The following is a 13,849-nucleotide window of genomic DNA, read 5'->3' on the forward strand; positions in this document are numbered from 1 at the left end:
GGTCGGGGTCAGTGGAACGTCGCGAACGGGACGGTGTCGTCCTGGTTCAGCTCCGCGACGAGACCGAGCTCCCAGGACAGGTAGGCGCGGAACCCGGCCTTGCGGCGCTCGGGGTCGGTCTCGCGCCACCCGGAGGCGACGACGTCGTCCGCTGGGTGCAGCGGCGCGTCGAAGCCGGTCTCCAGGGGGAGGCCATGCGCACGCCATGCGGCGGTGCCGCCGTCGAGGACCCGGACCGGACGCCCGGTCGCCGGGGCCAGCTCCGCCGCGGCGAGCTCGGCGAGGACGCCGTCCGGCGAGGTCAGCACGACCGGACCGTCTCCGGGGATCTCCTCGACCGACCCGACCAGCCGCGAGCGCAGGGCGAAGACCGCCCCTGGCAGGTGGCCCGCCCGGAAGTCCTGGCTCGGCTGCAGGTCCACGACCTGCGCGTCCGACCGGTCGCGCAGCTCGGCGGCGCTGACCCGTTCGACACCCGCCACCGGAGCGCCGAGCACCTCGCGCTGGACCGGCCCGGTCTCCAGCACCTCGCCCGCCAGCGCATCCCGCAGCACGAACACCTCGCCCCAGCCGAACTGGACGATCCAGGAGGCGGCGACCGTCGCGCGCACGAGGTCGTTGTCCACCAGCACGATCCGGGCGTGGTGGGTGCCGATGTAGCGGAACACCCACGGTGCGACGTCCCAGCTCGGGGCGGAGACCGACCCGGCGAGGTGACCCTGCTCGAACTCCTCCGGCGTCCGGACGTCGAGCAGGTACAGCGAGCGCTCCCGCTGCTCCTGCCGGAAGCGTCGCAGGGTGTCGCCGTCCACGGTTCTGACCCCGAAGCGGTCCGCGATCCGCCCGGCCGCGGCCTTGGCGTTCTCCAGGGCCTGCTCGGCGGGCGGCGGCGCGGCCGAGCTCTCGCCGTGGTCGAGCTCGTGGCCTTCGAGGACCCAGGACTGGGTCCCGCCCTCGAGCGAGACGACCCGGTTCGGCAGCCCGGCGTTGATCAGCACCTGCGCACCGAGGATGCTGCGGGTCCGGCCCGCGCAGTTGACCACGACCAGCGAGTCCGGGGAGGTCACGACCTCGCCGGCGCGGTAGACCAGCTCGGCGCCGGGAACCGAGGTCCCGCCGGGGAGACTGTGGTTCTCGAACTCCGGCAGCGGACGGCTGTCGAGCAGGACGACGTCCTCGCCCGCGGCGAGCTTCGCCCGGTACTCCTCGACGCTGATGTGCGGGGTCGAGTAGACCTCCTCGATCCACTCGCCGAAGGCCTGGCCGATGACGTGGTCGCCGCCGCTCTGGACCTTGAAACCGGCCTCCGCCCAGGCAGCCAGGCCGCCCTCGAGCACCACGACGTCGGTGTAGCCCAGTTCGGCGAGCCGCGCGGCCCCCCGCTCGGCGAGGCCGTCACCGCCGTCGTAGACGACGACGCGGGTCGAGCGGCGCGGGACGAGCCCGGCCACCCGCAGCTCGAGCGTGCTCAGCGGGACCGACACCGCGAGCAGGATCGAGCCCTGCTCCGCGGTCACCCTCGCCTCCCGCACGTCGAGCAGGGCGTACTCCTCGCCGTCGGTCAGCAGGTCGTGCAGGCTCGTGGCCGAGATGGTCGCCAGTGAGGTGGTCACCGTGGGAATCCCTCTCCTCGTGGTTCGGTCGGTGGGGGTCGGTCAGTAGTAGATGAAGCCGGGCACGCCGCCGCCGGCGACGATCCCGTCGCCGGTGATCGCGACGCTGCGCGGCGAGGCCAGGAACGCGACCACCCACGCCACCTCCTCGGGCTCGACGACGCGGCCGATCACGTTGTCCGACAGGCGTGCCCGCACGGACTCGCTGAACGCGGAGGTCCTCTGCAGCTCCTCGTAGCGCTCGGTTCGGGTGGCGCCGGGGTGCACGACGGTCACGTTGATCCCGTGCGGGCCGAGCTCGTCGGCCACGTTCTTGGTCAGCGCCGTGACCGACGCGTTGCGGACCGAGCCGATCACGGAGACCGTCTGCCGCGACCCGGTGCCGCTGATGTTGATGATGCGGCCCCAGCCGCTCGCGATCATGGTCGGCGCGACCGCGCGGATGGTCCGCAGGTAGCCGATGACCTTGACGTTGATCTGCCGCTGGAACCACTCGTCGGTCGCGTCGGTGTAGCTGGACCCGTGCTGGGCCGGCTGCTCGGCCGCGTTGTTGACCAGGATGTCGATGCCGCCCAGCTCCCGGTTCACGGTCGCCACCAGGTTCGCCACGGACTCGTCGTCGCCGGTGTCCGCGACCACGGTGAGGACCTCGGCGCCGACCTCGGCCCGGATCGTCGCGGCCGCCTTCTCCAGCACCTCCGCCCGCCGGGAGGTGATGGCGACCGACACGTTCGCCCTGGCCAGCTCCAGGGCGACGGCGTAGCCGATGCCGGTGCCGCCGCCGGTGACGATGGCCCGCTTGCCGTCGAGGCCGTTGGACATGGGTCTCCCGTCGTGGGGGTACGGCCGTGTCCCCGCGCAGCGACGCTGTCGGGTCCACGGCACGCGTGGGGGCGGGACGACGCCGGAACGGGGCGCCCCGTGGGAGGAGCAGGTGCTCAGGTCACGCGAGGTGCGTGCGACAGCTGCTCGAGACGATCCGCATGAGATCGAGCTCGTGGCAGGAGATCAGCCGGACCGCGGGCAGCTGCCCGAGGATCCGCGACGACGAACGCCCGGCCATGGCAGCACCTCCCGCACGTCGACGACGGCTCACCCGGCGAGCGACAGGAGACGCCGCCCGACGACTGTCACGGTACGGCGGGACGCGAGTGCCGTAAAGGCCCTCTGTCCCGCAATGCGGTAAATCACTGCACACAGGTCGGTTTTGCCCTCACGGCGTCGGCTCCAGCAGCGACGCAGGCAGGCCCAGTGCCCCCGCCGCGGCCGCCAGCAACCTCCCCCGCCGTGCGATGTCGGCGACGTCGAAGCGCTCCGGCGTGCCGACCGCCTCCAGCGCGGCCACCACGTCGCCGTCCGCGGAACGCACCGGAACGGCGACGGCCCGCAGGTCCGGCCGCTCCTCACGGTCGGCCACCGCGTAGGCGCGGGTGCGGACCCGCTCCAGCTCGTCGGCGAGCGCGTCCGGATCGGTCACGGTCTCCGGGGTGAGCGCCCGCAGCGTCCCGAGCGCCTCGACGGTCTCCCGTACGGACTCCGACGCGTAGGCCAACAGCGCCTTGCCCGCGGCCGTGGAGTGCACCGGCGACCGCTCGCCCGGTCCCGCGTCGGGCGAGGTCCCGTCGACGTCGACCACCAGTACCGTCTCGACCTCGTCGCCGCGCCGCACCACCACCCGTACGGACAGCCTGACCTGCAGCGCGACCGCTGCCAGCAGCTCGCGGACGCTCGCCAGGTCGTCCCGGTCGAGCAGCGCGCGGGAGAGCCTGAGCAGGCCGGGCCCCGGGAGGTAGCGCTCCGTGCTCCCGTCGTGCCAGAGCAGGCCCGCCTGGGCGAGCGTGCGCAGCAGGCGGTGGGCGGTACTCACCGACAGGCCGGTCGCGCGGGCGAGTTCGGAGAGCCCCTTCTCGTCGGGGCCGTCGGCGAAACAGTCCAGCAGAGCGGCGGCACGCAGCACCGACTGCACGGTGTTCGGGTCGGTCCGGGCTGCCTGGCCGGCGGGGACCACCGGCTCGACGCTCACGGCGCACCGCCGTCCGGGCCGACCGGACGGGTCCCCGCGACGCTCACCCGGTGCACGATCCGCAGGGCCCCGTCGACGTGGTCGGCGTGGTGCAGCGTGGCGCGGGTGTCGGTGAGCAGCAGGGAGCCCGGCTCCGGCGACACGACGCACTGGTAGGCGGGTGCCGTGAGCACGGAGAACAGCCTCTCCAGCAGCCGCGTGCCCGCCCGGGCGTCCAGGCCGACCACCGAGCGGGTGCTCCAGGGGTTGACGTAGAGCCCCAACCGTCCGGTCTCGGGGTGACGACGAACCACGGGATGGTCGACCGGGCGGACCTCGGTGACCGGCGGGCCGTCCCACTCACCGGGCCCGAACGCGCGGACGAACCGGTCCAGGTCGGGCGTGTGATGGACCGCGCGCAGGTCGCGGATCCGCCGCCTGGTGCGCTCGTCGAGCCGGTCGTAGGCCGCCTCGGTGGACGCCCAGCGCAGCGGCCCGCTGCCCGGGGAGCCGATCCGCACGTAGAGGACGGAGAGCGACGTCGGCGTCGGCATGTACGGCATGTCGGTGTGCCACATGTCCTGCCGCCCGAGCCACCGCCTGCTGTCGAAGACCCGGATCTCCGGGTGGGCGGGATCCATCCCAGGGAACACGGCGCTACCGGGGGTGACGTCACCGAACCGGCGCGCCACGGCGACGTGCCCGTCGGCGTCGAGCACCTGGTCAGGGAGCAGGACCACCTTGTGCCGCAGCACGAGATCACGCAGGGCCGCGACCGTCTCGCCGTGCGGGTCCGGCCCCGCCAGCGCGGCCATGTCCACGCCCGTCACCCGAACTCCGAGGGTGGCGGTCAGTGGCGTGAGGACGAACGAGGTCATGCGTTCCGCTCCATGGTGCAGCGACGGTTCGCGCCGAGACTAACGCCAGGGCGGCATATTCCCGCGATACAGAATAACCTACTATCTTGGTAGGAATTGTTCGGTTAGGCTCCGGCCGACGGTCCGTCCGCTGCCGGGGTGCTCTCTGCCGCCGGAGCCCGATGGTCGACGGCGACTCGTCCCACTCCCACGATCCACCGGAGAAGTCCTCGTGCCCTCAACTCCCACCGCCACCCACGCCCCGCCGTCGTCGGTCGACGCCGCGACCCTGCACGCCCGGCTCCGCGACGGCGCCGAGATCGCGGTGCTGGACGTCCGCGAGCAGCCGGTCTTCGTCACCGGCCACCTCGTCGTCGCCGTGCCCGCCCCGCTCAGCAGGCTCGAGATCCTCGCCCCGGTCCTGGTCCCCCGGCGCGGCACCCGGGTGGTGGTCGTCGACGGCGACGGCGGCGGGCTCGCCGCCCGCGCGGTCCGGCTGCTCACCGACGGCGGCTACCCGGCGGTGAGCAGCCTGGAGGGTGGTGTCGACGGCTGGCGCGCCGCCGGGTTCGAGCTGATCACCGGCGCGAGCTCGCTGTTCAAGGCGTTCGGCGAGTTCGTCCAGGACACCTACGAGCCCCCGCAGATCGAGGCGACCGAGCTCGCAGAGCTGCTCGAGGCCGACCCGGACGTCCTCGTCGTGGACAGCCGGACGCTCGACGAGTTCACCCGGGTCTCCATCCCCGGCGCCGTGTCCTGCCCCTCCGGCGAGCTCGTGCTGCGCGTGTTCGGGGCGGTGACCTCGCCGGACCAGCAGGTGGTCGTGAACTGCGCGGGCCGCACCCGGGGGATCCTCGGCGCCCAGGTCCTGATCAACGCGGGGCTCCCGAACCCGGTCCGGGTCCTGCGGGACGGGACGGCCGCATGGGAGTTCGCGGGCCTGGAGCCCGCACGCGGCGCACGCACCCAGCTCGGAACGCCGACACCGGCGGGGCTGGACGCCGCCGTCGCGGCGGCCGCCCGACTCCGGGACACGTTCGGGGTGCGGACCGTCGACCACGGCACGGTCGCGGGCTACCGCACCGACCCGGACCGCACTCTCTACCTGCTCGACGTCCGCGACCCGGTCGAGTACGCCGCGGGCCACCTGCCGGGCAGCCGGTCCGTGCCGGGCGGTCAGCTTCTGCAGACGCTCGACGAGTAAATCGGCACGTTCCGTGCCCGGATCGTGCTGGTCGACGGCCGCGACGGGGTTCGCGCGACCTCGGCGGCCGCCTGGCTGACCCAGCTCGGCCTGGACGACGTCGAGATCCTCGTCGACGCGTTCGCCGGCCGGGAGCTGGAGTACGGGCCGGAGCCGCGGCCCGCACCGCTCGGCGACCCGCACCGCGGCGCGGGCCTCGTGCCCGCGGCGCAGGCGCAGCGGCTGGTGGCCGACGGCGCGGTGCTGGTCGACGTCGGGCCGTCCGACACCTACCGCGCCGAGCACGCCGACGGCGCCCGGTTCGCCCGGCGCTCCGAGCTCGCCGACGCCCTGCGCGCGCTGCGCTCCGCCCCGGTCGTGCTCACCTCGGGCGACGGGGTGCTCGCGGGTCTCGCCGCCGCCGATCTCGACGACCGGACCCCCGGCGTCGACCTCTTCGTGCTCGACGGCGGCAACGCGGCATGGCGCGATGCGGGCCTGTCGCTCACCGGTGCCCCCGGCGAGCACCTGACCGGCCCGGACGGGCTCTACCCCGACCATCCCGATCTCGAGTCGCGGCGGGCGTTCTACGCCGACTACGTGCGGTGGGGGCGGCAGGCGGTCGACCAGGTCGCGCGGGACGGCGTCGTCACGTTCCGGACCGCGTCGTGACCGTCCTCGCACCGACGGCCCCGCCACCGGGCAGCGTCGTCCTCCCGGCCAGGGCCCGGACCGGGCGCCGCAGCGGCCGGTGGCGGCGCTGGCTGCGGGTCCTCGTCCCGCTCGCCCTCCTCGGCCTGTGGCAGGCCGGCTCGTCGACCGGGCTGATCCCGCAGCTCGTGCTGGACTCGCCGGTCACGGTCGGCCGTGCGCTGGTGGAGCTGTGGCAGGACGGCCTGCTGCGGGACAGCATCGCGGCGTCCCTGCAGCGTGCCGCCGTCGGATTCCTGATCGGCCTGGTCACCGGGCTGGTGCTCGGCCTGCTGACCGGGCTCTCCCGGCTCGGCGAGGAGATGCTCGACTCGACGGTGCAGATGTTGCGGACCGTGCCGTTCCTGGCGCTCATCCCGCTGTTCATGATCTGGTTCGGGATCGGGGAGGCGCCCAAGGTCGCGCTGATCGCCGCCGCCTGCACGTTCGCCGTCTACTTCAACACCTACGCCGGGGTGCGCGGGGTGGACCCGCGGCTGGTCGAGGCCGGCCGCACGTTCGGCCTGTCCCGCTCCGAGGTCGTCCGGCAGATCACGCTGCCGCTGGCCCTGCCTACCCTGCTGGTCGGCGTGCGCTACTCGCTCGGGGTGTCGCTGCTCGCGCTGGTCGCCGCCGAGCAGGTCAACGCGCGGTCGGGACTGGGCTACATCGTGATGGACGCCCGCAACAGCCTGCGTGTCGACCTCGTCCTGGCCGGCATCGTCGTCTACGCCGCGCTCGGCATCGTGGTCGACCTGCTCAGCCGCGCGCTCGCCAAGGTGCTCATGCCATGGCACGTCGAGAACGTCGGCGCATGACCGCCCGGGAGGAGGGGACGAACCCCCGGTCCGGACCGGCCGTCGACCTGCGTGGGGTGCGGCGGGTGTTCGGAGACCGCGCGGTGCTCGACGGCGTCGACCTGACGATCCGGCGCGGCGAGTTCGTGGCGCTGATCGGTGCGTCCGGCAGCGGCAAGAGCACCCTGCTGCGCATCCTCGCCGACCTCGACCGCGCCGACGAGGGCTACGTCCAGGTGCCGGAGTCGCGCTCCGTGGTGTTCCAGGACCCGCGGCTGATCCCCTCGAAACGTGTCTGGCGCAACGTGATCCTCGGACGACCCGGCCCGCTCGCCGACGAGCGACACGCCGTGGAGGCACTGCGCGAGGTCGGGCTCGAGCGCCACGCACGGGGCTGGCCCCGCACCCTGTCCGGCGGGGAGGCCCAACGGGTCGCGCTGGCCAGGGCGCTGGTCCGGGAACCCGCGCTGCTCCTGCTCGACGAGCCGTTCGCAGCCCTGGACGCACTGACCCGGCAGCGCATGCACGGACTGGTGCGCGAGCTCTGCGCCCGTCACCTGCCTGCGACGCTGCTCGTCACCCACGACGTCGCGGAGGCCGTGCTGCTGGCCGACCGGGTCGCCGTCCTGCGCGACGGCGGGATCGCGGTCGACCTCCCGATCGACCGGGCCCGCGTCGACGCGGGCGACGCCGGATACCGCGACGAGCTGCGCCGTCGCTTCCTCACCGAGCTCGGCGTGTCCGCCGACCCGGTCCCCACCGACGCACCGGCCCCCACCGGTCCCTCCCGAGAGGCGGTCTCCCCGTGACCCGACCCCGATCCCGGGTGTACGCGGCCCTGTTCACCCTGCTGGCGGTCGCGCTCTCGGCGTGTGCCGCCGGGGGCGGGTCCGGCGCACCGGCCCGCAACGCGGACGGCAGCCTCGACCTCAGCGACGTCACGCTGCGCGTCGGCCCCTTCCAGGAGCAGACCATCGAAGCCGCCGAGAGGTCCGGGCTGTTCGCCGACACGCCCTACACGATCGACTGGTCGGTGTCGGTCGCCGCGGGCCCCGCGATGGAGTCCCTCAACGCCGACGCCATCGACCTGGTCTGGGGGCTCAGCTCCACGGCGCCGGAGAAGGCGCAGGCCGACGCCGCCACCGCGTGGACCGACGAGGACGTGCGGTTCAAGACCGTCGCGTTGCTCGAGCCCGCGTTCGCCGACGAGTACCCGCCAGCGGTCGTCGCGGTCAAGAAGGACCTGCCGGGTGTCAACTCGATCGCGGACCTGCGCGGCACGCGTGTCGGCTTCAATTCGGGCGGCAACAACCACGCCGCGTTCCTGCTGGCCCTCGACTCGGCCGGGCTGTCCCCGGACGACGTCCAGGGCGTCGACGTGCCGTACAAGGACCGCCCGCAGCTGCTGCGCACCGGCTCGCTCGACGCGGACGTGAACAGCGCCGACGGGCTGGCCGCGGCGATCTCCGATGGCGCACGGGTCATCTCCACCAGCAAGCAGTTCGGCTATCCCGGCACCACGGCGCTCACCGCACGGAAGGCGGTTCTCGACGACCCGGCCACGGCGGCCGCGCTGGAGGACCTCGTCGGACGGATCACCCGGTTCCACGCCTGGTGGAACGCCGACCTGGATCGGTCGGCGAAGCTCGTCGCGGACTTCTCCAAGATCGACGAGAAGACGGCGCTGACCCGCGCCAAGCTGGCCGGCGTCCGCGTGGTCCCGGTGACGCCGCAAGCCGTCGCGGCCGAGCAGAAGGTGATCGACCGGCTGCACGGCGTCGGGTTCACCAAGAACCAGGTCGACATCGGCCTGGTGTTCGACGACCGCTACAACGCCGCGATCGAGCGCGCCGCGAGGTCGGCCAAGTGACCCGCACCCTGCACCTCAACCTGAACCTGCTGGGCTCGGGGCGCCACGACGGCGCGTGGCGCACCCAGCCAGACCCGCACGCGTTCCTCGACCCCGCCGAGTACGCGCGGCACGCGCGGACCGCCGAACGCGGCCTGTTCGACGCCGTGTTCCTCGCCGACACCCCCGCGCTCGGCGAGGAGGCGGCCTGGCGACCGTGGCACGCGCTCGACCCGACCGTCGTCGTGCCCGCGATGGCCGCGGCCACCAGCCGGATCGGGTTCGTCGCGACCACCTCGGTGATCGTCGGCGACCCGTTCTCGGTCGCCCGCCGGTTCGCCTCGCTGGCCCACGTGACCGGCGGCCGGACGGCCTGGAACGTGGTCACCAGCCAGACGCCCGCCATGCTCGCCAACCACGGCGACCAGCCGGTGCTCGACCCCCCGGAGCGCTACGCGCGGGCGGCGGAGTTCGTCGAGACCGTGGTCGCCCTGTGGGACAGCTTCCCCGCGGACGCCGTCCTGGCCGACCGCGAGCGCGGGGTGTTCGCCGACCTCGACCGCGTCCGGCCGATCGGGCACCGCGGCCGGTCCTTCCGGGTCAGGGGACCGCTGAACGTCCCCCTCGGCCCGTGGGGCCGGCCGGTGATCGTCCAGGCCGGAGACTCCCCCGAGTACCGCGACGTCGCCGCTCGGCTGTCCGACGCGGTGTTCACCGTGCAGCGCGATCTCGACGGCGCGGTCCGCTTCCGCACCGACCTCACCGACCGGGCACGGCGGCACGGGCGCGACGTCGCCCCCGTCGTGCTGCCCGGGCTGCTCCCCGTGCTCGGGTCCACCGAGGCGGAGGCGCGCAGGCGCAAGGACGAGCTCGACGACCGGCTCGACGCGACCGCCGAGCTCGGGCGCCTGGAGCTGCGCCTCGGGATCCCGCCCGGCGTGCTCGACCTCGACCGGCCGCTGCCCGACGACCTCGCGGCAGGTGGGCCGGGAGTCGTCGCGGCCGCCTTCGTCCGCGGACTGGTGGCCGAGGCCCGCCGGGACGGCCTGACGGTGCGGGAGCTGTTGCGCCGCAACCCGCTCGGCGGCCACCGGGTGCTCGTCGGCACGCCGGAGCAGGTCGCCGACGAGATGGCCGAGTGGTTCCGGCGCGGCGCCGCCGACGGCTTCAACCTGAACATGGACTCCCTCCCGGACGGCCTCGATGCCTTCGTCGACCACGTCGTGCCCGAGCTGCAGCGGCGTCGCCTGTTCCGCACCTCCTACGCCGGGCGGACGCTGCGCGACCACCTCGGGGAAACCTCCTCCTACCGTGCGACACGAGAGCTGGTGGACCGATGACGACAACGACGAGGGCCGCGACCACGGCGGTGTTCGACCCCCTCTCCGCGGAGTACCGCGAGCTGCTCGCCGAGCTCGCCGAGGGTGCGGGCGAGCGCGACGCCACCCGCGGGCCGCTGCAGCCGTTCGTCCGCAGGCTCCGCGACCTGGGGCTCGGGGCGGCACGGGTGCCCCGGGCGGCCGGTGGCGCCGGGCTGGGCGTCGCGGAGCTCTTCGGCGTGGTCCACGAGCTCGCCCAGGCCGACCCCAACCTGGCGCACAGCCTGCGCAACCACTTCCTGTTCGTGGAGGGCCTGCTCCGCCCCGGCGCGTCCGACCGCAGGCGGCGGTGGCTGCCCGGCGTCCTGCGCGGCGAGCTGCACGGCGGCTCGTTCAACGAGAACGGGTCCGCCCCCGCCGGGAGCACCCGCTTCACGACGGCCCTGCGGTCCACACCGGACGGCCTGGTCCTGGACGGGGAGAAGATCTACAGCACCGGGAACCTGTACTTCCAGTGGATCTCGGTGACCGCGGCGGGGCCGGACGGCGCCACGGTGTCGGTGATCGTGCCGAGCGACCGGCCGGGGGTCGAGGTACTCGACGACTGGGACGGGATCGGCCAGCGGCTGACCGGGTCGGGCACCACCCGGTTCCGGGACGTGGCGGTGGCCCCGGACGAGGTGTCGAGCGCCCGTGAGGGCAGTGGCGGTCCCGCGGACCGGCGCCCCTACGAGGCCACCTATGCGCAGCTCTGGCTGACCACGACGATCGCGGGAATCGTCCGGGCGGCGGAGCGGGACGCCGTGGCACTGGTCATCGGCAGGCGACGGAACTACTACCACGGTGTCGCACCCGAACCGCGGCACGAGCCCGCCCTGCAGGAGGTCGTCGGCCGCATCGGCGCGGCCGCGCACGTCGCGGACACCGCCGTCCGCGACGCCGCCCGCAGGCTCGAGGCGGCCTGGGCAGATGACGACCCGGACCCGGACCTGCATCTCGCGGCGTCGCTGGCGGCCGCCCGCACCAAGATCGTCGTCGACGGGCTCGCCCTGGACACCGCCACCGCGCTGTTCGACGCGGGCGGGGCCAGTGCCACGAAGGCCTCGGCGCACCTGGACCGGCACTGGCGCAACGTCCGCACGCTCGCCTCGCACAATCCCGCGTCCTACAAGGCGCGCGTGCTGGGCGACCATGCGCTCAACGGGACCCTGCCGCCGGACGCGTCGTTCTTCTGACCGGGGCGTGACACGGTCCACACGTCACCGGTCGTCCCGCCGTGTCACGATGGGCGACGTGCCCGACATCCGTGTCTCACTCCTCCGGAGTCTGACGCGCCGTCGGAGCGTCGACCTCGGACGCGTCTGCAGCGCTCTCTGTCACTGATCAGGACAGTCACCGTCCCCCGTCAGTGATGGGTGGGCGACCGGTCCCCGTGCTCGCCCGCCCCGGCCCCGGTCGAGGTCTCCGTCATGCCGTCGTCGCACGTCTCTGCCGTCCGCCCCACGCCGCACGCCCCGCACGACCGCGCCATCCGCGAGTCGCTGTCCTTCGAGGACTATCTCCGCCTCACCCCCGGACGCCGCAGGCGCCGGGGCGGGGACCTCACCGACGCCGAGCGGTCGGCCCTCGACCGCCTGCCCGGCCCGCTCGACGTGCTCGCCCACGTGCAGCCGGAGGCGGTGCCCCCCGCGCTCTCCCAGCTCGGCCGCCTGGCCAGTAACAGCAGCCGGGTCCGGCTGCACGTCGTCGTGGGGACCAGGGCGGGCGGCGACGACCCGCTGTTCATCGTGCTCGACGCCGACGGCGCCGAGCTCGGCGTCCTGGACGGCGGGCGAGCGCGGGTGATCGACGACCTGGCGAGCCTCGTCCAGCGGACTGCGTCCTGAGCCTCGTCGCAGACCCGACCTGGCAGGATCGACCGGGTGCGGATCTCGACGAAGGCGGACTACGCGATCAGGGCCGCCCTCGTCCTCGTGACCACCGAGGGTGACCCGGTGAGCTGTGCCGAGATCGCGCGCCGCCAGGGCATGCCGGAGAAGTACCTGGAGGGGATCCTCGGCCAGCTCCGCCGGGCCGGACTGGTGCGCAGCCAGCGCGGCGTGGACGGCGGGTACTGGCTGAGCAGGCCGGGCCGCACGATCTCACTCGCCGACGTCATCCGCTCGGTCGACGGGCCCCTCGCCACCGTGCACGGTCTGCCCGCACAGGACGTCGGCTATGCGGGCGAGGCCGCCCACCTCCCGCAGGTGTGGGTCGCGCTGCGATCCAGCATCCGCCACGTACTGGAGGGTGTGACCCTCACCGACGTGGTCTCCGGGCGCTTCCCGGGGACCGTCGACGAGTTGTCAGCGCTGCCGGGCGCGTGGGAGAGCAGATGAGAGAGCGAGTGACGGCATCGACCGCGTACCACGCATAGCTCGGTCCACCAGCGGAACAGCCGCGCCCGTCGCCGGGTCCTGCTCGCCGTCGGATCGAGCTCCACCGTGGTCCGGGCAGTGGGGATCAGCTGGATCAGCGTGAGCGGATGTGATCGAGATACACCTGTGGCCAGCACCAGTCCGCGAACCCGCCGCCGGATTCTCTCTCGATCGACACCTCGAGGACGGAGTCGAGGAGCGTGGTGTGGGTGTCCACCGGGAACGGGAACTTCGCGAACGCGGTGCCGTCGACGACCGTCTCCCGGTCGAGCGCGTCGACCGCCGTCAGGCGGACCTTCTCGTGGACGAAGTCGGCTCCGTAGTCGACGTCCCACGACACCCGGCGCACTTCCGCGATCTCGGAATCCTTCAGGACGTATCCGGCGACGTGGTGCTCTCCGAAGCCTGCGATGTCCAGCACGTGGACGGCCGCCGTCGGCGTCGTCGCCTCGAACCACTTGTAGTGCTGGATCCCGGCCCAGTCACGGGTGCCCCATGAGTGGTCGTGATGACCCTGCGTGTCGAAGTCGATGACCCGGTCGCCGCAGGTCAGGCGGCCACGAACCCGCCCGCTCTGCTCGACCCTGTCGGTGGCGAAGAACTGCGGGCAGCCGCCAGGAGAGCTCGAGTAGAAGTAGGGGGCGTGCCTGCCCTCGAACGTGAACTCGACGGCGCACTCCGAACCGGTCACCGAGATCGTCGCTGTGTCGGAGGCCGGGGACAGCGACAGGTCGAGCTTGCCCAGCTTCCAGCGGTCGAAGCCGACGTCGTCACCGACGGCGATCCCGTCGGTGTGCTCGAGCAGCGTCGACCCGTCCGGGCGGCCACCATAGAAGAAGATGGCGTAGCCGGCGTTCCCGCTGCCCTTCACCCAGGTGTAGACGGAGACCCCGAGGCCGTGTTCGGGGAGTTGGAACATGAAAAGCAACGACTCACGGGCCAGTTCCCCCGAGCCGATGTCGTGGCGGACGTGGCTGCGGCGGAGGCCGTCGTGGCCGTCGGAGGGGTCAGACATCGATGTCCTTCCACTGTCGTCGGGTGACCGGACGCTCGTCCGGCCGGATCTGTGAGGTGGGCCGGCCTGTCCCGGCGGACCGGAGTCGGGCCGCCCGCCCGGGGCCG

General features: G+C 73.4%; 14 protein-coding genes. 9 read left to right on the forward strand and 5 right to left on the reverse strand.

Features of this window, described 5'->3' with window-relative positions; genetic code table 11:
• Positions 1–8: 8 nt before the first annotated feature.
• The 4 genes from EV378_RS10725 to EV378_RS10740 all read right to left on the reverse strand — a co-directional run bounded on the left by EV378_RS10725 (position 9) and on the right by EV378_RS10740 (position 4,493).
• Complete coding sequence (locus tag EV378_RS10725) at positions 9–1,613, reverse strand: rhodanese-like domain-containing protein (RefSeq protein ID WP_132423397.1); 1,605 nt, start codon at positions 1,611–1,613, stop codon at positions 9–11.
• A 42-nt stretch (positions 1,614–1,655) separates the two neighbouring features.
• On the reverse strand, positions 1,656–2,435 hold the full coding sequence (locus EV378_RS10730) for an SDR family NAD(P)-dependent oxidoreductase (protein ID WP_132423400.1): 780 nt from the start codon (positions 2,433–2,435) through the stop codon (positions 1,656–1,658).
• A gap of 391 nt (positions 2,436–2,826) precedes the next feature.
• Complete coding sequence (locus EV378_RS10735; protein WP_165922237.1) at positions 2,827–3,636, reverse strand: IclR family transcriptional regulator; 810 nt, start codon at positions 3,634–3,636, stop codon at positions 2,827–2,829.
• The gene (locus tag EV378_RS10740; RefSeq protein WP_132423406.1) at positions 3,633–4,493 is read right to left on the reverse strand and encodes a TauD/TfdA dioxygenase family protein; all 861 of its coding nucleotides are present in this window, start codon (positions 4,491–4,493) and stop codon (positions 3,633–3,635) included. The genes EV378_RS10735 and EV378_RS10740 overlap by 4 nt, the downstream gene beginning before the upstream one ends.
• Positions 4,494–4,704: 211 nt before the next feature.
• Here EV378_RS10740 and EV378_RS10745 point away from each other — a divergent pair, with 211 nt between their 5' ends.
• The 9 genes from EV378_RS10745 to EV378_RS10780 all read left to right on the forward strand — a co-directional run bounded on the left by EV378_RS10745 (position 4,705) and on the right by EV378_RS10780 (position 12,688).
• The gene (locus EV378_RS10745; RefSeq protein WP_132423408.1) at positions 4,705–5,676 is read left to right on the forward strand and encodes a rhodanese-like domain-containing protein; all 972 of its coding nucleotides are present in this window, start codon (positions 4,705–4,707) and stop codon (positions 5,674–5,676) included.
• 24 nt (positions 5,677–5,700) lie between these two features.
• Complete coding sequence (locus EV378_RS36245) at positions 5,701–6,327, forward strand: rhodanese-like domain-containing protein (RefSeq protein ID WP_243653379.1); 627 nt, start codon at positions 5,701–5,703, stop codon at positions 6,325–6,327.
• Positions 6,324–7,163, forward strand: coding sequence for an ABC transporter permease (locus EV378_RS10750; protein ID WP_243653380.1), 840 nt, complete (start codon positions 6,324–6,326; stop codon positions 7,161–7,163). Before EV378_RS36245 ends, EV378_RS10750 begins: the two co-directional genes overlap by 4 nt.
• Positions 7,160–7,951 (forward strand): ABC transporter ATP-binding protein, encoded by a 792-nt coding sequence (locus tag EV378_RS10755; protein ID WP_207908631.1) that lies wholly within the window; start codon positions 7,160–7,162, stop codon positions 7,949–7,951. Before EV378_RS10750 ends, EV378_RS10755 begins: the two co-directional genes overlap by 4 nt.
• Positions 7,948–9,012 (forward strand): ABC transporter substrate-binding protein, encoded by a 1,065-nt coding sequence (locus EV378_RS10760; RefSeq protein WP_132423417.1) that lies wholly within the window; start codon positions 7,948–7,950, stop codon positions 9,010–9,012. Before EV378_RS10755 ends, EV378_RS10760 begins: the two co-directional genes overlap by 4 nt.
• Positions 9,009–10,331: an NtaA/DmoA family FMN-dependent monooxygenase gene (locus EV378_RS10765; protein ID WP_132423420.1), complete on the forward strand. Its 1,323-nt coding sequence runs from the start codon at positions 9,009–9,011 to the stop codon at positions 10,329–10,331. Before EV378_RS10760 ends, EV378_RS10765 begins: the two co-directional genes overlap by 4 nt.
• Positions 10,328–11,545: an acyl-CoA dehydrogenase family protein gene (locus tag EV378_RS10770; protein ID WP_132423423.1), complete on the forward strand. Its 1,218-nt coding sequence runs from the start codon at positions 10,328–10,330 to the stop codon at positions 11,543–11,545. Before EV378_RS10765 ends, EV378_RS10770 begins: the two co-directional genes overlap by 4 nt.
• 234 nt (positions 11,546–11,779) lie before the next feature.
• Positions 11,780–12,196 carry a hypothetical protein gene (locus EV378_RS10775; protein WP_132423426.1) on the forward strand — a complete coding sequence of 139 codons (417 nt, stop codon included), beginning with the start codon at positions 11,780–11,782 and terminating at the stop codon, positions 12,194–12,196.
• Positions 12,197–12,232: 36 nt separating this feature from the next.
• The gene (locus tag EV378_RS10780; RefSeq protein WP_132423428.1) at positions 12,233–12,688 is read left to right on the forward strand and encodes an RrF2 family transcriptional regulator; all 456 of its coding nucleotides are present in this window, start codon (positions 12,233–12,235) and stop codon (positions 12,686–12,688) included.
• Positions 12,689–12,821: 133 nt separating this feature from the next.
• On the opposite strand, the gene EV378_RS10785 is transcribed toward EV378_RS10780, so the two are convergent.
• Positions 12,822–13,742 (reverse strand): DUF7064 domain-containing protein, encoded by a 921-nt coding sequence (locus tag EV378_RS10785; protein WP_132423431.1) that lies wholly within the window; start codon positions 13,740–13,742, stop codon positions 12,822–12,824.
• Positions 13,743–13,849 lie beyond the last annotated feature (107 nt).

The sequence above is a fragment of the Pseudonocardia endophytica genome (genome assembly GCF_004339565.1).
Taxonomy (GTDB): Bacteria; Actinomycetota; Actinomycetes; order Mycobacteriales; family Pseudonocardiaceae; genus Pseudonocardia; species Pseudonocardia endophytica.